At 61.6% G+C, this 17174-nt stretch carries 21 protein-coding genes and 1 pseudogene; 6 read left to right on the forward strand and 16 right to left on the reverse strand.

The genetic code is table 11. The features are described from left to right. Window positions 1-22: 22 nt before the first annotated feature. Window positions 23-514 (forward strand): Lrp/AsnC family transcriptional regulator, encoded by a 492-nt coding sequence (locus ACZYHG_RS23035; RefSeq protein WP_464610524.1) that lies wholly within the window; start codon window positions 23-25, stop codon window positions 512-514. Between the two features lie 6 nt (window positions 515-520). Here the strand turns inward: ACZYHG_RS23035 and ACZYHG_RS23040 are convergent, their stop codons facing one another. From ACZYHG_RS23040 to moaA, 12 genes are all read right to left on the reverse strand, one after another. Next, a complete protein-coding gene (locus tag ACZYHG_RS23040; protein WP_464610525.1) occupies window positions 521-1087 on the reverse strand; it encodes a DUF3299 domain-containing protein in 567 nt (188 codons plus the stop codon). A gap of 87 nt (window positions 1088-1174) precedes the next feature. Further along, on the reverse strand, window positions 1175-1879 hold the full coding sequence (locus ACZYHG_RS23045) for a DNA alkylation repair protein (RefSeq protein ID WP_464610526.1): 705 nt from the start codon (window positions 1877-1879) through the stop codon (window positions 1175-1177). A gap of 6 nt (window positions 1880-1885) precedes the next feature. Then, on the reverse strand, window positions 1886-2755 hold the full coding sequence (locus tag ACZYHG_RS23050; RefSeq protein WP_464610527.1) for an NAD(P)-dependent oxidoreductase: 870 nt from the start codon (window positions 2753-2755) through the stop codon (window positions 1886-1888). A gap of 112 nt (window positions 2756-2867) precedes the next feature. Continuing rightward, entirely contained in the window at window positions 2868-3689 is an 822-nt protein-coding gene (locus ACZYHG_RS23055; RefSeq protein ID WP_464610528.1) for an ABC transporter permease, read from the reverse strand. Beyond that, window positions 3686-4405, reverse strand: a complete 720-nt coding sequence (locus ACZYHG_RS23060; RefSeq protein WP_464610529.1) for an ABC transporter permease — start codon at window positions 4403-4405, stop codon at window positions 3686-3688. The genes ACZYHG_RS23055 and ACZYHG_RS23060 overlap by 4 nt, the downstream gene beginning before the upstream one ends. 81 nt (window positions 4406-4486) lie before the next feature. Continuing rightward, window positions 4487-5272: an ABC transporter substrate-binding protein gene (locus ACZYHG_RS23065; RefSeq protein WP_464610530.1), complete on the reverse strand. Its 786-nt coding sequence runs from the start codon at window positions 5270-5272 to the stop codon at window positions 4487-4489. 158 nt (window positions 5273-5430) lie between these two features. Next, the gene (gene mobB, locus ACZYHG_RS23070; RefSeq protein WP_464610531.1) at window positions 5431-5940 is read right to left on the reverse strand and encodes a molybdopterin-guanine dinucleotide biosynthesis protein B; all 510 of its coding nucleotides are present in this window, start codon (window positions 5938-5940) and stop codon (window positions 5431-5433) included. Beyond that, complete coding sequence (gene mobA, locus ACZYHG_RS23075; RefSeq protein WP_464610532.1) at window positions 5937-6560, reverse strand: molybdenum cofactor guanylyltransferase MobA; 624 nt, start codon at window positions 6558-6560, stop codon at window positions 5937-5939. The genes mobB and mobA overlap by 4 nt, the downstream gene beginning before the upstream one ends. A gap of 45 nt (window positions 6561-6605) precedes the next feature. Next, window positions 6606-7526 (reverse strand): DMT family transporter, encoded by a 921-nt coding sequence (locus tag ACZYHG_RS23080; protein ID WP_464610533.1) that lies wholly within the window; start codon window positions 7524-7526, stop codon window positions 6606-6608. A 177-nt stretch (window positions 7527-7703) separates the two neighbouring features. Beyond that, entirely contained in the window at window positions 7704-8063 is a 360-nt protein-coding gene (locus ACZYHG_RS23085) for a hypothetical protein (protein ID WP_027061703.1), read from the reverse strand. Window positions 8064-8183: 120 nt separating this feature from the next. Next, entirely contained in the window at window positions 8184-8657 is a 474-nt protein-coding gene (locus ACZYHG_RS23090) for a hypothetical protein (protein ID WP_464610534.1), read from the reverse strand. Window positions 8658-8712: 55 nt separating this feature from the next. Continuing rightward, on the reverse strand, window positions 8713-9708 hold the full coding sequence (gene moaA / locus ACZYHG_RS23095) for a GTP 3',8-cyclase MoaA (RefSeq protein ID WP_464610535.1): 996 nt from the start codon (window positions 9706-9708) through the stop codon (window positions 8713-8715). A gap of 197 nt (window positions 9709-9905) precedes the next feature. On the opposite strand from moaA, the gene ACZYHG_RS23100 reads away from it, so the two are divergent. Continuing rightward, entirely contained in the window at window positions 9906-10259 is a 354-nt protein-coding gene (locus ACZYHG_RS23100; protein WP_464610536.1) for a gamma-butyrobetaine hydroxylase family protein, read from the forward strand. A 190-nt stretch (window positions 10260-10449) separates the two neighbouring features. Further along, complete coding sequence (locus ACZYHG_RS23105) at window positions 10450-11061, forward strand: pyridoxamine 5'-phosphate oxidase family protein (RefSeq protein ID WP_464610537.1); 612 nt, start codon at window positions 10450-10452, stop codon at window positions 11059-11061. A 47-nt stretch (window positions 11062-11108) separates the two neighbouring features. On the opposite strand, the gene ACZYHG_RS23110 is transcribed toward ACZYHG_RS23105, so the two are convergent. Next, window positions 11109-11561 carry a MarR family winged helix-turn-helix transcriptional regulator gene (locus ACZYHG_RS23110; protein WP_027028975.1) on the reverse strand — a complete coding sequence of 151 codons (453 nt, stop codon included), beginning with the start codon at window positions 11559-11561 and terminating at the stop codon, window positions 11109-11111. Window positions 11562-11608: 47 nt separating this feature from the next. Between ACZYHG_RS23110 and ACZYHG_RS23115 the strand changes: the two genes are divergently transcribed. Further along, on the forward strand, window positions 11609-12514 hold the full coding sequence (locus ACZYHG_RS23115; RefSeq protein ID WP_464610538.1) for an alpha/beta hydrolase: 906 nt from the start codon (window positions 11609-11611) through the stop codon (window positions 12512-12514). A 70-nt stretch (window positions 12515-12584) separates the two neighbouring features. Here the strand turns inward: ACZYHG_RS23115 and ACZYHG_RS23120 are convergent, their stop codons facing one another. After that, window positions 12585-12980: a rhodanese-like domain-containing protein gene (locus ACZYHG_RS23120; RefSeq protein ID WP_464610539.1), complete on the reverse strand. Its 396-nt coding sequence runs from the start codon at window positions 12978-12980 to the stop codon at window positions 12585-12587. Between the two features lie 67 nt (window positions 12981-13047). Next, window positions 13048-13662 (reverse strand): TetR/AcrR family transcriptional regulator, encoded by a 615-nt coding sequence (locus ACZYHG_RS23125; RefSeq protein ID WP_464610540.1) that lies wholly within the window; start codon window positions 13660-13662, stop codon window positions 13048-13050. A 100-nt stretch (window positions 13663-13762) separates the two neighbouring features. On the opposite strand from ACZYHG_RS23125, the gene ACZYHG_RS23130 reads away from it, so the two are divergent. Together ACZYHG_RS23130 and ACZYHG_RS23135 are read left to right on the forward strand one after the other, a co-directional pair. Then, a complete protein-coding gene (locus ACZYHG_RS23130; protein WP_464610541.1) occupies window positions 13763-14509 on the forward strand; it encodes a 3-oxoacyl-ACP reductase family protein in 747 nt (248 codons plus the stop codon). Window positions 14510-14720: 211 nt separating this feature from the next. Beyond that, window positions 14721-16599, forward strand: a pseudogene (locus ACZYHG_RS23135) (L,D-transpeptidase family protein). A 69-nt stretch (window positions 16600-16668) separates the two neighbouring features. On the opposite strand, the gene ACZYHG_RS23140 reads toward ACZYHG_RS23135, so the two are convergent. Then, the gene (locus ACZYHG_RS23140; RefSeq protein ID WP_464614769.1) at window positions 16669-17151 is read right to left on the reverse strand and encodes a hypothetical protein; all 483 of its coding nucleotides are present in this window, start codon (window positions 17149-17151) and stop codon (window positions 16669-16671) included. Window positions 17152-17174 lie beyond the last annotated feature (23 nt).

A 17174-nucleotide genomic window follows, 5' to 3' on the forward strand; every position in this document is an offset into this window, starting at 1 on the left:
ACTATTCCCCCAGGAGCCTCCCATGGACCGCCTTGACCGAAAAATTCTCCGCCTCCTGCAGGAGGACGCGACGCTCGCGGTGGCCGATGTCGCCAAGAAAGTCGGCCTGTCGACGACGCCTTGCTGGCGCCGCATCCAGAAGCTCGAGGAGGAGGGCGTCATCAAGCGGCGTGTCGCCATTCTCGACCATGAAAAGGTCAATGTAAGGGTCACCGTCTTCGTCTCGATTCGCACCAATTCCCACAGCCACGAATGGCTGCGGCGGTTTTCCGAAGTCATCCAGGAGTTTCCCGAGGTGGTCGAGTTCTACCGCATGAGCGGCGATGTCGACTATTTGCTGCGCGTCGTGGTGCCCGACATCGCCGCCTACGACGCCTTCTACAAGCGGTTGATCGCCAAGATCGAAATCCGTGACGTCTCGTCGTCCTTCGCCATGGAGCAGATCAAGTACACGACGGAAATCCCGCTCGACTACATGGTGCTGGACAAGGAATTGGGGGCCAACGCGGCTTGAGGGCGGTCAATTTTTCTTCTTGTTGAGGAAACTCCAGGGCGAGTTCACCGGCAAGGTGACGGTGTCGGGCACGGTATCGACGCCGACCACCTCCGCCTTGCGCACGGTGTAACCGGACTGGATGACGCTGACGCCATCGAGAATGAACAGCTGGCTCTTTTCCATGTCCGCCTTCAACGCACCCGTGACGGCGACCGGCTGGTAGGCTTGCGACATCTTGTAGGGATGGGCAGGCGTGACCAGCACGATCTGGTTGGGCGGCGGTGTCGGCATGTGGCTGCACGCGCCCGTCCATGGCACCAGCAGGAACTGATAGACGAGATCGCCATCGCGATCGACCGGCAATGCATAGCCGGCTAATTGTATGCTCTTATCCTGCAAAATGAGGGACAGCGTCTCGCCATGATCGGGCAATTTTGCCGCGATCATCGGCAGATTGGGGTCCTCGGCAACAGCCTGGGTCGCCGGGCGCAAATCCTTCCAGAGGATGTGCATGGTCTCGGTCGAGGCACCGGCAGCGGATGCGGTTAGCGCGGTCGCGAGCGCCAGGATTGATTTCAGGTGGATGCCCATGGCCGCTTCCTTTGCCCGGGAGTAAAGACGCCGAAGCCAATGGCGTCAATGCTCGAGCCGCATCACATGTCGGCGAGACCGGGCCATTCAAACCCCTCTGGCAGCGAGGCGTTCTAGCGTTTTGGCATCCGACAGTTCCTTCACGGCGTCCTTGCCGATCCAGCGTGCCGTCTTGTCTTGTGAGCCGGCAAGTTGCTGCGCCAGGGCCAGGGCAGGGGCGTGCAGGCTCATCGATCGCTTGCCGATCTGCCGCAGCGCCCAGTTGACCGCCTTCCTGACGAAGTTGCGCTCATCGCCGGCATGGGCTTCGATCAGAGGCAAATAGGAGAGGAACGTCCCGTCCGGTTCCTTTTTCAAATGCACGGCTGCCCATGCCAGCATGGCAAAGGCCGTGCGGCGGACGAATTCGCGCTCGTCGGCCGCAAACACCTCGATCAGCGTCCGCCAAAACGGCGTATCGACGAACAGATCAGAGACGGTGTCGACGACTTCCCAGGAATCGAAATCGTCGGCCCAGCGGCGGCATTCCTCGATGGTGATCTTCTTTGGCTCGCCGGTGAAAGCCGCCATCAGCCGCGCTTCGCGAATGCCGCTGGCCCACAGCGCCAGGGATCGCTCATGGTTGCGCTTCAGCTTGCGTGCCAATGGCCGCAAATCCGTATTGCCGACGCCGAGCGCGGTCGCGGTGTTGATGCCGAACCGCGCCATGCCGGCGCGGTTTTCCGCGGTGCCGATCGAGCGCAGATGAGTGATAATGTCCTGAGCGGTCCAATCTGGAGCGGGCAGGGACATGATCGCCTACTTCTCCAGACGCGCCAACAGCGAGGACGTATCCCAGCGCTTGCCGCCCATCGCCTGCACATCCTTGTAGAACTGGTCGACAAGCGCAGTCACCGGCAGTCTGGCGCCGTTGCGGTCGGCTTCATCCAGGCAGATGCCGAGATCCTTGCGCATCCAGTCGACGGCAAAGCCGAAATCATATTTTCCTGCATTCATCGTCTTGTGCCGGTTCTCCATCTGCCAGGAACCGGCCGCACCCTTGGAGATCACCTCGATCACCTTCTCGATGTCGAGCCCGGCCTTCTTACCGAAATGAATGCCTTCGGCCAGGCCCTGTACAAGGCCGGCAATCGTGATCTGGTTGATCATCTTGGTAAGCTGGCCGGAGCCTGCCGGACCCATCAGCCCGACCATGCGGGCAAAGGCGTCGATGACCGGCCGCGCCTTGTCGAAGGCAGCCTGGTCGCCGCCGACCATGACGGTCAGCACGCCGTTCTCGGCGCCGGCCTGGCCGCCGGAAACCGGTGCGTCGAGGAATGAAAACCCACCTGCTTGCGCTGCTGCCGCCAGTTCGCGCGCGACTTCTGCCGAGGCCGTGGTGTTGTCGATGAACACCGAGCCTTTCTTCATCGATTGGAAGGCGCCTTGCGGACCTGTCGTCACCGAACGCAGATCGTCGTCATTGCCGACGCAGGAGAAGACAAAGTCCTTGTCCCTTGCTGCCTCCACCGGCGTCTCGGCAAAGCTGCCACCGTGCTGGCCGACCCATTGCTCGGCCTTCGCCCTGGTGCGGTTGTAGACGGTGACGTCGTGGCCGCCCTTGTTGCGGAGGTGTCCGGCCATCGGATAACCCATTACGCCAAGACCGAGAAATGCCACAGATGCCATGAGCTTGCCCTTCAGACGGAAAAACGAAATTGCTGCGAAAGCTCTAGGCCCTGCGCTCAATTCGTCAAGACGTGTCCAGACCGATCGACTGGCACAGCCGAGTGGGAAAAGGTCAGCGTTTCAGGTGGATGGTGATCCGGCGCTCGATCCATTCGACGCCATGGCGCAGCAACTCGACCATGACAAGGTAGACCAGGGCGACCCAGATATAGGCCTGGATGTCGAACGAGTTGGCGAAGGCGAGTTTCGCGTTACCCATCAGATCGTAGACGGTGATGATGGCAACGATGGCGGACGCCTTGATCATCAGGATCAGCTCGTTGCCATAAGGCCGCAAGGCGACAATCAACGCCTGCGGCAGGATGATCTTGCGCAGCGTCTGCAATTTGTGCAGGCCAAGCGAGGCAGCGCCTTCCCATTGGCCCCTTGATACGCTCTCGATGGCGCCGCGCAGGATTTCCGCCTGGTAGGCGGCGGTGTTGAGCGCAAAGGCGAAGACGCCGCAATTAAAGGCGTCTTTGAAAAAATCCCAGAGCCCAATCATCTGGAGCTCCGGCCGGAACGAACCCAGACCGTAATAGACCAGGAACGTCTGAACCAGTAGCGGCGTGCCCCGAAAGAAATAGACGTAGCAATAGGCAAGGCCGGACAGGATACCGTTCCTGGACATGCGCCCATAGGCAACAGGCACGGACAAGGCGGCGCCGAGCACCATCGAAATGGCCACCAGCGACAGGGTGACCCCCAGACCCTGCAGATAGGCCGGCGCATATTTGGCGAAGAAGGCGGCATTCCAGGCAAAGAACAGGTAGCTGACGATGCCAAGGCCAAAGGCTATCCAAACACCGACCAGCGCATAGCCGACGAGGCGCTTGCGCGGCCAGCCGCGCAGCTGCGGCGGTGGCGGTTCAACCATGGCGGCCGTGGCGCTCATCGTTGCGCCTCACGTCGGCCGAGCGAGCGCAAAATGGCGCTGGTGGCGAAAGACGACACGACTGCCAGGCAGAGAAAGACCAGCGCCGCCACGCCGTAAAACAGGAAGGAATGCTTGGTCACGCGAGCGGCCACGCCGGCGTTGCGCAAGGTCTCGGCGAGACCGACGACCGACACCAGCGAGGTGTCCTTCAACAGGCTGAGCCAACAATTCTCCAGGCCGGGGAAGGCGATCCGTAACAACTGCGGCAGGATCACCTTGCGCATTGTCAGCCAGTACGAAAGACCGATGGCGTAGCCGCCTTCGTACTGGCCTTTCGGTATGGCGCGGAATGCCGAAAGGAAAACCTCGCTGGCATAGGACGAAAAGATCAGCGAGAGCACGATCATGCCCGCAACGAAGCTGTTGACGTCGATTGTCGCGTCTGGCCAGAAAAATCTGACGAGATGCTGCAGCAGGATCGGCATGCCGAAGAAAAACAGGAAAAGTGTCACCAACTCCGGCAGGCCACGGAAGACCGTGGTGTAGATGTTGGCGGCGAGGCGCAGCGAGGGCTCTTCAGACTGCTTGGCCAGCGCGATAAAAAAGCCGATCGCCAAACCAATGGGGAGCGTCGCCAGCGCAAGCAGGACCGTTACTGCGACGCCATACGCAATATCGTCACTCCAGCCATCAGGTCCCCAACTGAGCAGTGTCCATATGCTTTGGGCTGGCATTGACGAATCTTATCTCCACGGCGTTCCCAGGATGAATAGAAAGACGGCGGGGAATTCCCCCCGCCGTCTTGATCCTGTCTATCAGGACTCGGCGCCGTAGACGTCGAACTTGAAATACTTGTCGTTGATTTCCTTGTATTTTCCATTGGCGCGGATGGCGTCGATGGCCGAGTTGAGCTGATTGACAAGATCCGTTTCACCCTTGCGCACCGCGATGCCGGCACCGGGTCCGAAGATCTCCACAGGCTGCGGCGACGGCTGGCCGAGAATCTTGCAGCAGGCACCATCAGGCGTATCCAGCCATTGCTGCAGCACGACGATATCGTCCTCGATGGCGTCGAGACGACCATTGGCAAGATCTGCCTGCTCCTCGGGGCTGCTTGGATAGCCCTTCACGGTGCTGTCGGTGTAGGTCTTCGAGGCGTAGTTGAAATGGGTGGTCGTCGTGGCGACGCCGACGGTCTTGCCGGCGAGATCCGCCTTGGTCACGCCCTTCAGCGTCGAGTTCTTCGGCACGGCAAGCGCCGAAGGCGTGTTGTAGTATTTGTGCGAGAAGTCGACCTTCTCCTTGCGCTCCGGCGTAATCGACATCGAGGCGACGATGGCGTCGAACTTGCCGGCCTGAAGCGCCGGGATGATGCCGTCCCAATCCTGGGCGACGAAGGTGCACTTGACCTTCATCTGATCGCAAAGCGCCTGGGCGATGTCGATGTCGAAGCCGACGAGCTTGCCGTCGGAGGTCAGGTTGTTGAAAGGGGGGTAGGCGCCTTCGGTGCCGATCCGCAGGGTCTTTTCCTGGGCCTGGGCTACGCCGAGCGTCAGCAGCGCAGCCGATGCGGCGAGCGCGATACGCAGTGCAATACGCATGATAGTCCTCTCTTTATGGTCCCGGCCGTCGTTCCGAAACGGCTCTGTGGGGCGGTGCTTTTGACCGCCCGCTGGCGCGATACTCCCACTCTTTCCAAGAAAAAAGCAACTGCAAAACCACCAAAATCGGTAATGGGGTTCTGCCGTTACGTTACATCTCAAGCAACGAGGCCGGTTGTCCGCTCGATGAAGTCGACTATGGATTTTGCGTCGTCGAGGTCGAATACCGGCAGGCTGTTGTCCGCGGCGGCGAAATCCGCGGCAACAGCGACAATATTGGGATCGCCCGCTGAAAGAGGAGTCCGATCCTTGGCTTCCAGCCGCCTGGTTTCGATCTTGCGGTGGGCTTCGCGCTTGTAGCCTTCCACCAGCACGATATCGCAGGGCGCGAGCCGCGAGAGGACCTCGTCCAGCGGCGGCTCATCCTCGCCGCGCAATTCGTGCATCAGCGCCCAACGATTGCCGGACACGATCGCGACCTCGGTGGCGCCAGCCTGGCGATGGCGGAAGCTGTCCGCGCCCGGCTTGTCGATGTCGAAATCGTGATGGGCATGTTTGACCGTCGAGACCTTCCAGCCGCGCCGCACAAGCTCGGCGACCAGCTTTTCGGTCAGTGTGGTCTTGCCGGAGTTTTTCCAGCCGGTGATGCCGAAGACGCGTCTGTTCATGCCGTCATGCTCTGCAACAGGCGCAAGGCCTCGGCAAGATCGTCCGGCACATTGATGTTGAAGAAAGGATCGAGCCTCGCGGATTGCAGGACCGGGAACTCCACCTCGACATGGCCGTGGCGCTCGATGAAGGCCGACACCCGCCTGTTGTCCTCATCGACCAGGAAATGCCGCAAGGCGTCACGGCATCCGACCGGCCACAGCGCGAAGGTCGGATGTTTCCGGCCGGCCGACGATGCGACGGCGATCGAATCGGAATGGCCGGCCGCCGCCGCCAGACGGTCGACGAGATCAAGCGGCAGGAAAGGCGTGTCGCCGGCAGCGGTGACGATCGCCTTGCAAGGCGTATTGGCAACGGCCCATTCGAGGCCTGTGAGAATTCCGGCGAGCGGTCCAGCAAAGCCTCCGACGGTGTCGGCAAGCACCGGCAGGCCGAAACGGGCGAAGCGTGCGGGGTCGCCATTGGCGCTCAGCGCCATGGTTTCAAGCTGCGGGCCAAAGCGCGCCAGGACCTGGTCAAGCACGCAGCCGTCGCCAAGCGGCAACAGGCTCTTGTCGCCGCCGCCCATCCGCCTTGACTGGCCGCCGGCCAGAATGATCCCCGCGACATCCCGTTTCATGCCACCCAGCCTCTACGCCGGCCGCCGGAAATCGCAAGCACCTTCCTAGATCCCATCCGGCGCCATGGCCGGTCCGGTACTCTCGGCGACGATCCTTCGCCGGCCGACCACCCGTTCGCGATAAAGCGTATAGAGACCCGAGCCGACGACGATTGCTGCGCCGACGATCATCGGCATGTCAGGGAAATCGCCGAAGACGATCAAGCCAAGCAGGATGGACCAGAGCAGCGCCGTATAGCGGAACGGCGCGATGAAGGAGATTTCGCCCGAGCGCATTGCCATGATGATGGTTTGATAACCGATGAGCACGAGCACCGCGGCCAGCGCCAGCAGCGCCGTGCTTCTGCTGGTCATCGACGTCCAGCCGCCCATCGGCGACAACAGCACCGCGCCAACGATGGTCATCGCCAGTGCGGTGGCGGTCGAGACCAGCATTGTCGGTGTGGCTTGTGGGATGCGCTTGGTGGCGAGATCGCGCACGGTGCAGCATGCGACGCTGGCCAGCGCCCAAAGGGAATAGATGCTGAAGCCGTCAAAGCCCGGCCGCACGATGACCAGTACACCGACAAAACCGACAGCGATCGCCAGCCAGCGCCGCCAGCCGACCGCTTCGCCGAAAAACAGCGCGGCGCCCATCGTTACCGCCAACGGCAGCGCCTGAAGGACGGCCGAGACACTGCCGATCGGCAAATGGGCAAGCGCTACGAGAAATGACACCGTGCCGCCAGCCTCGCCCAGGACACGGATTGCCACCAAAGGCTGCAGCATCAGGCGCGGCCGCAAAAGCGCGCCACGTTGCCAGGCAAGCAGACCGACGAAGAGCGAGGCAAATGCCCCTCTGATCAGCATGACCTGCGCCATGTTCATCGATTGCGAAGAATATTTGGTGATGGCGTCGTTGAGCGTGAAGCCAACCATCGCCACCATCATGAACAACGCGCCGCGAAGATTTGGAGAAAGGGGCAAGACATCTACCGATTGCCTGGGCAAGCTAGCCTGTAACAGCCCGCCACGAAACAGCAATGGCAAAGGGCTGGGCCAGGCGGGTATTCAATCCCGCTGGTGTGAAATCAATCCTGGATCAGGAACGAATCCTGTCGGAAGGCGCATCGCCTCCCGAAAGTTATCCGGCAGCAACGATGCCTACTTCTTCGGCGTCAGCACCTCGGTGCCGTTGCCGTCCTTGCCGGCGATCGTCCACAGGCCGTGCAGCGACCCGTCTTCCCCGACCTTGTAGACGACGAGGCCTATATCCTTGCCCATGACGTAGCCAGCGGAAAAGGCGTCGTCGTTGCGCATGCAGATGCCGTCAGAGGACGAGCCGCCAGTCTCCCAATGGATCGTGCAAGTGGTCTCGCTGGTCAGCGTGATCGTTGCCTCGCCGCCATATTTCGATCCATCGAAATTCGTGCCGGCCACGGTATAGGTGCCGCCGATCGACTGAGCCGCCGCGGGCAGGGCCGTGAAGCCAAGCAACGCAAGAGAAAGAATGAGTTTGCGCATGACGTGTTCCCCCTGTGAGCGATGAGCCGCTTCCGGGCGAAGGCTAGGCCGGAACAGGCTGGCCGTAAATCCGGCGGTGGTTCGCGCACAAGACTTTTTCTGGGGTGTGATCCGAAACACTCACTGTCCCTTGAGGCTGCCGGCAATGGCGCCGACCAGCGGATCGTATTTCGACTTCAGGGCAGGCGGGTAATCGATCCAGACCGTGCGGATGACGCCATCCCGGCCGAACAGGCGCCGCTCGTAAAAGATCTTTCCGTCCTTCATGCCCGACAGCACCGCCCAACCCTTGCCGATCTTGCTGTAGGTGACCGTGTAGCCAGGTTCCTTGCTGGCCCTCTCGTCAGCGACAAAGCCTTTCGGCGTGTCGTCGTTGACGTTGTAGATGCCCGAGCAGGTTAGGCTGGCGCCGTCCGCGCTCAGCCAGACCTGTCCGTCGCCATTTTCAGGCTCGGGCTGACGATCGGTGAAGATCTCGTCGGGAAAGGTGCAAACGGTTCCGAATCGCTCGTTCACATAGGTGGAGGGCGCGGCGAATGCGCTGCTTCCTGCAATCGCCGCGAAAGCCGCCATTGTCAGAGAAACCCGCCGCATGTGTTGCCCCAAAGCCGATGCTGGAAGGCAATCCTTGCACAGATCGGCGGGAAGGTCAGCCGCCCGTCACACTCATGTGCCGGGACACCGACGGTCGGCTGGTGCGGCGGTCGATGATGAAGTCATGACCTTTCGGCTTGCGGCCGATCGCCTCGTCGATCGCGTCGGCGACAAGTTCATTGCCCTCGGATGCGCGCAACGGCGAGCGCAGGTCGGCCGCATCCTCCTGACCGAGACACATATAGAGCGTGCCGGTGCAGGTCAGCCGGACGCGGTTGCAGCTTTCGCAGAAATTATGCGTCATCGGCGTGATGAAGCCGAGTTTGCCGCCGGTCTCGGCGACGTGGACATAGCGGGCAGGGCCGCCGGTCTTGAAGGGAATGTCGGTCAGCGTGAACTGGCGCTCCAGCGAGGCGCGCAGCAGCGACAACGGCAGATACTGGTCAGTGCGGTCAGCGTCGATCTCGCCCATCGGCATGGTTTCGATGACGGTCAGATCCATGCCGCGGCCATGTGCCCAGCGCATCATGTCGGGCAGTTCGGCGTCGTTGAAATCCTTCAGCGCCACCGCGTTGAGCTTGACCTTCAGCCCCGCCGCCTGCGCCGCATCAATGCCCGCCATGACCTTGTCGAGATGGCCCCAGCGGGTGATCTTGTGGAACTTGTCGGCGTCGAGCGTGTCGAGCGACACGTTGATGCGCCTGACGCCGCAATCGGCGAGTTCGGAAGCGAAACGCGACAGTTGCGAACCGTTGGTGGTCAGCGTCAGTTCTTCCAGCGCGCCGCTTGCGAGATGGCGAGACAGCTGGCGCACCAGATGCATGATGTTCTTGCGCACCAGCGGCTCACCGCCGGTGAGGCGCAGTCTTCTGACGCCCTTTTCGATGAAGACGGTGCAGAGCCGGTCCAGTTCTTCCAGCGACAACAGGTCCTTCTTCGGCAGGAAGGTCATGTCCTCAGCCATGCAATAGGTGCAACGGAAATCGCAGCGGTCGGTGACCGACACTCTGAGATAGCTGATCGTGCGACCGAAGGGGTCGATCATGTTCATGTTTGAGCGTTTCCGTGGCCGGTACCGGCGTCGTTATATACAGCTATGTGATACGAAGCGGCCCGCCATTCAAGATACCGCTTCTCGATCTTTGGTAACATCCCCGGGCCGACATCGCATGTCGGCTCATCTCAAACGGTCTTTTCCGCACTGGCGAAGCAGCGTAGGGAAGGGTGGATGATGTGGGATCGACCAGCATGACCGCGCCAAAGGAACTCAGGGTCTCCAAGGACCGCAAACTGCTGTCGGTCACCTTTCCCAATCACCAGCCATTCGAATTGCCGGCGGAACTGTTGCGCGTTGCCTCGCCATCGGCCGAGGTGCAAGGTCATTCGCCCGAGCAGCGGGTGACGGTTCCCGGCAAGCGCAATGTGGCGATCCTGAAGATCGAGCCGGTCGGCAACTATGCGGTGCGCATCACCTTTGACGATTTCCATGACACCGGCATCTTCACCTGGAACTACCTGCACACGCTCGGCCACGAGAGGGATGGGCGCTGGAATTCCTATCTGGCGGAGCTTGCGGAAAAAGGCTTGAGCCGCGATCGCTAGATCAGGATGACGATTGGTTCAATCGTCATCCTGATCTAGCTTTTTGTTGGAGCATGATCTCTGGACAAACGGAAACCGTTTGTCTGAGAAAACCGGCTCCCACTTTTCGGGATCATGCTCTGATCCCGCCGCTGTCGTGAAAACGTCATCGATGTGGAGTAGCGCCGGCAAAGGTTCGGAGACGGAAGAGATGTCGCGCATCACCACGGTCGAACAGCTCGAAGCGCTCTATGGGGTTCCAGGCGAAGCCTCGCTGGTCAAGGAACTCGATCACGTCATTCCCGAGTATGCCGCCTTCATCGAGGCCTCGCCCTTTGTCGCGCTGGCCACCAGCGGGCCGGAGGGGCTGGACTGTTCGCCGCGCGGCGATCTCGCCGGCTTCGTGCGTATCGTTGATCCGAAAACGCTGATGATGCCGGATCGGCGCGGCAACAACCGCGCCGATTCGCTGCGGAACATCATTCGCGACCCGCGCGTCGGGCTGCTGTTCCTGGTGCCGGGCTCCGGCACCACGCTGCGCATCAACGGGCGAGCCCATATCACCACCGACGCCGAGCTTTGCACGTCCTTCATGGTCGACGGCAAGGCGGCACGCTCGGTGACCGTCATCGATGTCGATTTAGTCTATTTCCAATGCGCCCGCGCCATTGTGCGGTCCGAGCTCTGGAACCCGGCAAGGCATGTCGATCCGAAATCGCTGCCGACGCCCGGAAAAATCCTGGAAGTCACCAGCCGCAAGAACATTGACGGTGAGGCCTATGACAAGGAATGGCCGGAACGGGCGAAGAAGACGATGTGGTAGCCGGTGCACCGATGTTCAGGTGACCTGAATCTCGGCACACCTTGGTGCTAGGCCTCCTTTAGCACATCGTAGATCTTGCGCATCTGTTCGCCGATCATGTCGCATTGTTCGGGTGTCGACTGGCTCATCGCCTTCTCGATCAGCGCCATGTGCACTTTCAGCGCCTGCATCAGCAGGGCCTCGCCGGCTTCGGTCAGAGCGAGCCGCAAGATGCGCTTGTCCTTCTCGTCGCCTTCGCGGCGCAGCAGGCCGCGCGTCTCCAGCTGCGGCAACAGCATGGTGATGTTGGAACGGCCGACCAGCAGCTTGCGGGCAAGGTCGTGCTGCGACATGCCGGGATGGCGGTAGAGGTTCATCAGCACGTCGAGCTGCGCCGGCTTCAGGTCCAGCGGCGCGAGTTTCACTGCCAGCGTGCGCTCCAGCACATGGCAGGCGCGCGCCACCGCGACCCAGTTGCGAAAACGCGGGTTGTCCCAAGGTAACTCTTGTTTATTGTTCATCTTTGAACTATTATGTTCATGCTTGAACGTATGGATGGATTCTCACTATGGCATCAATCGGGCTGAAGGTCATCCGGGGCGTATTTGGTGCGGCCGAACATATTGCGCCGCGCATCACCGGGCGCGCGGCGTTCGAACTGTTCTGCCGCACGCCGAGCGCCAAAGCCCTGACCGACGGCGAACGCCGCGCCATCAGCCGCGCCGCTGACTTCATGACGGAGGCGCGCCATCATCGGCTGAAGACCAAGACCGGCTGCGTCATGGTGCACGAATTCCGGCCGGAGCCGGGCAGGGCAGCCCTTGGCACGGTGCTTGTCGTCCATGGCTGGCGTTCGCGCACCGAATATATGCGTGCGTTGATCGAGGGCTATCGCGCGGCCGGCTACAGGGTCGTTTCACTGGACCTGCCGGGCCATGGCCATTCGCAGGGCCGGCACCTGAACATGGTCAACGCTGTCGAGGCCGTACGGGTCGCCGGCGAATGGTTCGGTCCGTTCGTGGCGGCGGTTGGACATTCCTTCGGTGGCGCCGTTGCCGCCAATGCCATCGCCGGTTCGGTCAAGAACATTCCGCCACTGGCCGCCGGACGTCTTGTGCTGATCGCCGCACCGAGTTCCTTGCCGGCGATCTTCGCCGACTTCAGCCGCATGCTCAATGTCGGGCCGCGTTCGCAGGTCGCCATGGCGGACCGTGTCGAACACCTGTCCGGCCGGCCGTTGCATGAATTCACCGGCGACCGCCAGCTCGCCCACGCGCCCGTGCCGACCCTGGTCATCCACGCGCCCGATGACCGTGAAGTGCCAGCCGAACATGCGAAACGCTATGCCGGCGCCGGAGGTCATGTGCGGCTGCACTGGGCTGACGGGCTCGGCCACCGCCGCATTCTTGCCGACAAGGGCGTTGTCGAACGCGCCGTCGCCTTCGTCGCCCGAGAGCCATCGCTGCTTCACTGAGCGGCAATCCTCGTTTCCACGCATGTCGTTGTCTCAAAACCGGGACCACTTTTGAGCGACATGCATTGGGCTATTTCTTCTTCTCGCCGGGCTCGACAGGCAATCCTGCTGCCTTCCAGGCGGTGTAGCCGCCAAGGATGTGCTTGACGGGGGAAAGTCCCATGTCCTGCGCCGTCTTGGTGGCCAGCGCCGAGCGCCAGCCGCCGGCACAGAAGAAAACAAAACTCTTTCCTGAAGCGAAGAACGGCTTGTGATAGGGGCTCTCGGGATCGATCCAGAATTCCAGCATGCCGCGGGTGACATGTTTGGCGCCGGGTATCTTTCCGTCGCGTTCCACCTCGCGCGGATCGCGCAGGTCGACGAAGATCGTGCTTTCGTCCTCGAGTAATCCCGCGGCTTCCTCCGGTGAAACCACTTCGATCTCGGCGTTCGCCTCATCCAGCAGTTCGCGATACCCCTTTTTCACAGACTTATCCTCCCGACCGCGCCTTAGGGCTGGCTGTGTGAATCTCCACCACAACGTCAGGCGTTTGTCACGCTCTGTCGGTGCCCGCCAACGTCTGCCAGGCAGCCATGGCTCCGGCAACCGTCGCCATCAGCGCGGTGCACGAAGCACCGTCGCGCGCCTGGATCGACATGCCGTGCTGTACCGTGGCGTAGAAGGTCGCCACGGCGTCGCAGTCGAAGCCGACAGGCAATTCGCCGTCGACAACGCCCCGCTCGAGACGATTGCGCAAGGCAGAATGGTTTTCGGCGCGGCGGCGGCGCAGATCGGCGCAGATCAGGCCGCTGGTTGAATCCTGATGCAGCGCGCCAAGCGTGATCAGACAGCCTTGCGGACGATCGGTCTGCGAATAGGCCTTTGCAGTGCGGCTTAGAAAAAGTTCAATCGCCAGCCGCGCGGTCGGCGCCTCATCCAGCGCCTGCCAGATATCCGGACCTTCGAAGCGCGAATAGAAATCCGCAGCCTCAAGGAATAACGCCTCCTTGCTGCCGTAGGCGGCGTAAAGGCTGGGCGAATTGATGCCCATCGCGGTGGCGAGGTCGCTTATCGACGCGCCTTCATAACCCTTGGCCCAAAACACCTCCATCGCGCGCCGCAAGGCTGCGGTTCGATCGAAGGTGCGGGGACGGCCTCTTTCCGACATGATGCTCTTTTCTGTGTTGATCGATACATAAATCAGTTGACGCGCTCGGGCAAGCCTGCCAGGTATTTATGTATTGATCACTACATAAATGGAGAAACCAATGTCTTCCAGCAGTTTGAACGGCAAGGCGGCGCTCGTCACCGGCGGCAGCCGCGGCATCGGAGCAGCGATTGCGCGAAGACTGGCGGCCGATGGCGCCAATGTTGCATTGACCTATGTGCATGGCGAGGAACAGGCCCGCTCGGTCGTCGCCGACATCGAGGCCAAGGGCGGCCGCGCCATCGCGATCAAGGCCGACAACCGGGACCCCGAGGCGATAGACAGGGCCGTCGATGACACCGTGGCTGCATTCGGCCGGCTGGACATCCTGGTCAACAGTGCAGGAATCTGGCGTGCGGCACCCATCGATACGCTGTCGCTTGCCGATTTCGACGAGACCATGTCGGTCAATCTGAGGGCCCCGTTCATCGCCTCGAAGGCGGCAGCGGCGCATATGGGCGAGGGCGGCAGGATCATCTCGATCGGCAGCAATCTCGCCGAACGTGTCACCGACACCAGCCTCGGTGCCTATTCCACCAGCAAGGCGGCTCTGGTCGGCCTGACCAAGGCGCTCGCACGCGATCTCGGCGCACGTGGCATCACCGCCAATGTCGTCCATCCCGGTTCGACCGACACCGACATGAACCCGGCGGACGGACCGCATGCCGAACACCAGCGCCAGAAGATGGCGACGCAGCGCTTCGGCAAGGCCGATGACATTGCCGGCATGGTTGCCTGGCTTGCCGGACCGGAAGGAAATTTCGTGACAGGTGCGGCATTGACCATCGATGGCGGTGCCAACGCCTGATTTTCTCGGAGTTTCCCGGGCGGGAGCGAAAACACCCGCGCTCCCGCCGTCACGATGTTGTGAAACCGTTCTGCAACAGGCTTTCCGAAATTTATGAAAGCTTAACGAAATCGGTATGAATCGGTATAGTCACGCCTTACATCCGCCATGCGGTGAGCGAGACGATCTAGCGTGCGGAACGGGAACCGGTTGCGGCCGGAGCGGGTGATTCATGAAACTCCTCGGTAAAAATACAACCGCGCTGCCGCTGATGGCGATCGCGGCAACGCTCGCCCTGGGTGCGCCTCAGGCCGGTGCGCAAGGGCTGTTCGACATGCTGTTCGGCGGCGGCATCAAGCACCAGCCGCAGGGCGAGTTTCCACCCCCGCCACCAAAGCACAGACCCAAGGCCCCGGCGGGCGGCGGCGTCAAGATCAGCAGTCCATCCTACTACACCTATAGGGCCGACAAGCTGGTGCGCGTCGACTTCTCGACGCTGTCGGCGGCGCCCCAGCCGGCAACGCCGCAGGATGCCGCGTTCGTTCCGTCTGCCACGGGGGCTGCTTTTCACGACGCCATTGCCAGTTTGAGCGACTACGAGCTTTACGCTGAGCCCGACATCGCCAAGGCCCTGATCGCCTACTACCAGGCCAACCCGGATTTCATCTGGGTAAGCGGAACCAGCCTCAACAGCCGCGCCCAGGATGCGGTGCGGGTGCTTGGCGAAGCAGCCAGCTATGGCCTGACGCCCGCCGACTATACGGTCGATGTGCCGGCCGCGAATTCGGCCTCGACGGATGAGGCGGCCAAGTTGAAGGACCTCGTGCGCTTCGAGATGGCGCTGTCGGCGCGCGTGTTGCGCTACGCCCATGACGCCCAGAACGGCCGTGTCGAGCCCAACCGGATGACCGGCTACTATGATTTCCCGGCCAAGCCGCTCGATCTGGGCGGCGTGCTGAAGACGCTGGCGCATACGCAGGAAGTTCGCACATACCTCGAATCGCGGCATCCGCAGAATGCGGAATATCAGGCGCTGCGCGTCGAGCTGGAATCGCTGCAGGCCAGCGCCGAGAATGAGATCGTCGTCGATCCCAAGCTGCTGCTCAAGCCAGGCGAAACCAGCCCCGAACTGCCGAAGCTGCTGACGCTGATCGCACGCAGTCTCGATGACGACATGGGCGGCACCTATGGCGAGGTCCTGTCGCGGCTGGCGAGCAGCGAGGTCTACGTGCCCGAGCTCGTTCCGCTGATCAAGGCGGTGCAAGTGAAAGAAGGTATGAAGGGCGACGGCGTCATCGGCCCGCGCACCGTTGCCTTGCTGGCGGGCTCGTCGAAGGCCGACAGGCTGCTCAAGGTACAAGTGGCGCTGGAAGAACTGCGCTGGCTGCCTTCCGATCTCGGCAGCCCGCGTGTGTTCATCAATCAGCCGGCCTTTACCGCGAGCTACATCGACAACGGCCAGGAACTGCTGAAGACACGCGCCGTCATCGGCCGCGTCACCAACCAGACGGCATTCTTCTACGACCAGATCAAGCAAGTCGACTTCCACCCCTATTGGGGCGTGCCGCAGTCGATCATCGTCAACGAGATGCTGCCCCGGTTGCGCAGCGACCCCGGCTATCTCGACCGTGCCGGCTACGAAGTGACCGATGCGAAGGGCAAGCGTATTCCGTCGTCGGCGGTGAACTGGGGCGCTTATGGCGCCAACATTCCCTACAATGTGCGCCAGCAGCCGAGCGAGGCCAATGCGCTGGGTGAGCTGAAGATCTTGTTCCCCAACAAGCATGCGATCTACATGCATGACACGCCGCAGAAATCGTTCTTCAAGCAGGATATGCGCGCGCTCAGCCACGGCTGCGTGCGTCTGCAGGACCCGCGCGGCATGGCGGCGGCCGTGCTTGGCACGGATGTCGACTACATCGCTGAGAAGCTGAAGCACGGACATTCGACCGAGGACGTGACGCGCAAGATTCCGGTCTATGTCGCCTATTTCACCGCCTGGCCCGACATGTCCGGCAAGGTCGAGTATTTCGGCGACGTCTATGACCGCGAACTCCAGGCTGAAGCAGGCCTTGGACGCCACTGAAGCTGTGCGCTCACCGTCGAGCTGAGCGCGGCCTTTTCGCACCAGGAGCGGTTCAACGTCGGATCGTTGAACCGCTTTTTCCTTGAGCTGCTTTTTACCGCTCCGACAGCGGACGCCGGAAACCGGCGTCCCGACCTGCAATCAGCCAGTAGATCAGCCCTGCAACGAGGCCGGAAGCAGCGATGATGCCGATGTCGGCCCAGCGCTCCGGATTCATGTCCTCGGGCTGCGTCGGCCAGATGAGAAAGAAGCCGCCGGCAGCAGCCGCTGCGCCGAAGAGCATGTGCAGCAGGACATTGCGCAATGAAAAGAATTCGGCAATCAGCGCGAAGATGAGGGTCTGCAGACCCGTTATGACGATTGTCACAAAGTAGATGAACATGCCCAGCGGTGGCACCACCAGCGCCGCAAGCGGGGTGACGACGGCGAAACCGAAATACTCGGGCGCGTTGGGCAGGGAACTGAGCGCGGCGTAGATTACCGCCACGGCGATGAGCCCTATCAGCACGGCCACAAGATAGCCGGCTAACATCATCAATATACGTTTGATCACGTGTTTTGCCGTCGCCATGCCCATTCCCCCGTCCGGCGCAGTCAACC

The organism is Mesorhizobium subarcticum (genome assembly GCF_055456085.1).

Bases quoted from the DNA above. Each gene is read 5' to 3' on its own strand.
- ACZYHG_RS23035 (WP_464610524.1), top strand. From the start codon at position 23: ATGGACCGCCTTGACCGAAAAATTCTCCGCCTCCTGCAGGAGGACGCG.
- ACZYHG_RS23040 (WP_464610525.1), bottom strand. From the start codon at position 1,087: ATGGGCATCCACCTGAAATCAATCCTGGCGCTCGCGACCGCGCTAACC.
- ACZYHG_RS23045 (WP_464610526.1), bottom strand. From the start codon at position 1,879: ATGTCCCTGCCCGCTCCAGATTGGACCGCTCAGGACATTATCACTCAT.
- ACZYHG_RS23050 (WP_464610527.1), bottom strand. From the start codon at position 2,755: ATGGCATCTGTGGCATTTCTCGGTCTTGGCGTAATGGGTTATCCGATG.
- ACZYHG_RS23055 (WP_464610528.1), bottom strand. From the start codon at position 3,689: ATGAGCGCCACGGCCGCCATGGTTGAACCGCCACCGCCGCAGCTGCGC.
- ACZYHG_RS23060 (WP_464610529.1), bottom strand. From the start codon at position 4,405: ATGCCAGCCCAAAGCATATGGACACTGCTCAGTTGGGGACCTGATGGC.
- ACZYHG_RS23065 (WP_464610530.1), bottom strand. From the start codon at position 5,272: ATGCGTATTGCACTGCGTATCGCGCTCGCCGCATCGGCTGCGCTGCTG.
- mobB (WP_464610531.1), bottom strand. From the start codon at position 5,940: ATGAACAGACGCGTCTTCGGCATCACCGGCTGGAAAAACTCCGGCAAG.
- mobA (WP_464610532.1), bottom strand. From the start codon at position 6,560: ATGAAACGGGATGTCGCGGGGATCATTCTGGCCGGCGGCCAGTCAAGG.
- ACZYHG_RS23085 (WP_027061703.1), bottom strand. From the start codon at position 8,063: ATGCGCAAACTCATTCTTTCTCTTGCGTTGCTTGGCTTCACGGCCCTG.
- ACZYHG_RS23090 (WP_464610534.1), bottom strand. From the start codon at position 8,657: ATGCGGCGGGTTTCTCTGACAATGGCGGCTTTCGCGGCGATTGCAGGA.
- moaA (WP_464610535.1), bottom strand. From the start codon at position 9,708: ATGAACATGATCGACCCCTTCGGTCGCACGATCAGCTATCTCAGAGTG.
- ACZYHG_RS23100 (WP_464610536.1), top strand. From the start codon at position 9,906: ATGACCGCGCCAAAGGAACTCAGGGTCTCCAAGGACCGCAAACTGCTG.
- ACZYHG_RS23105 (WP_464610537.1), top strand. From the start codon at position 10,450: ATGTCGCGCATCACCACGGTCGAACAGCTCGAAGCGCTCTATGGGGTT.
- ACZYHG_RS23110 (WP_027028975.1), bottom strand. From the start codon at position 11,561: ATGAACAATAAACAAGAGTTACCTTGGGACAACCCGCGTTTTCGCAAC.
- ACZYHG_RS23115 (WP_464610538.1), top strand. From the start codon at position 11,609: ATGGCATCAATCGGGCTGAAGGTCATCCGGGGCGTATTTGGTGCGGCC.
- ACZYHG_RS23125 (WP_464610540.1), bottom strand. From the start codon at position 13,662: ATGTCGGAAAGAGGCCGTCCCCGCACCTTCGATCGAACCGCAGCCTTG.
- ACZYHG_RS23130 (WP_464610541.1), top strand. From the start codon at position 13,763: ATGTCTTCCAGCAGTTTGAACGGCAAGGCGGCGCTCGTCACCGGCGGC.
- ACZYHG_RS23140 (WP_464614769.1), bottom strand. From the start codon at position 17,151: ATGGGCATGGCGACGGCAAAACACGTGATCAAACGTATATTGATGATG.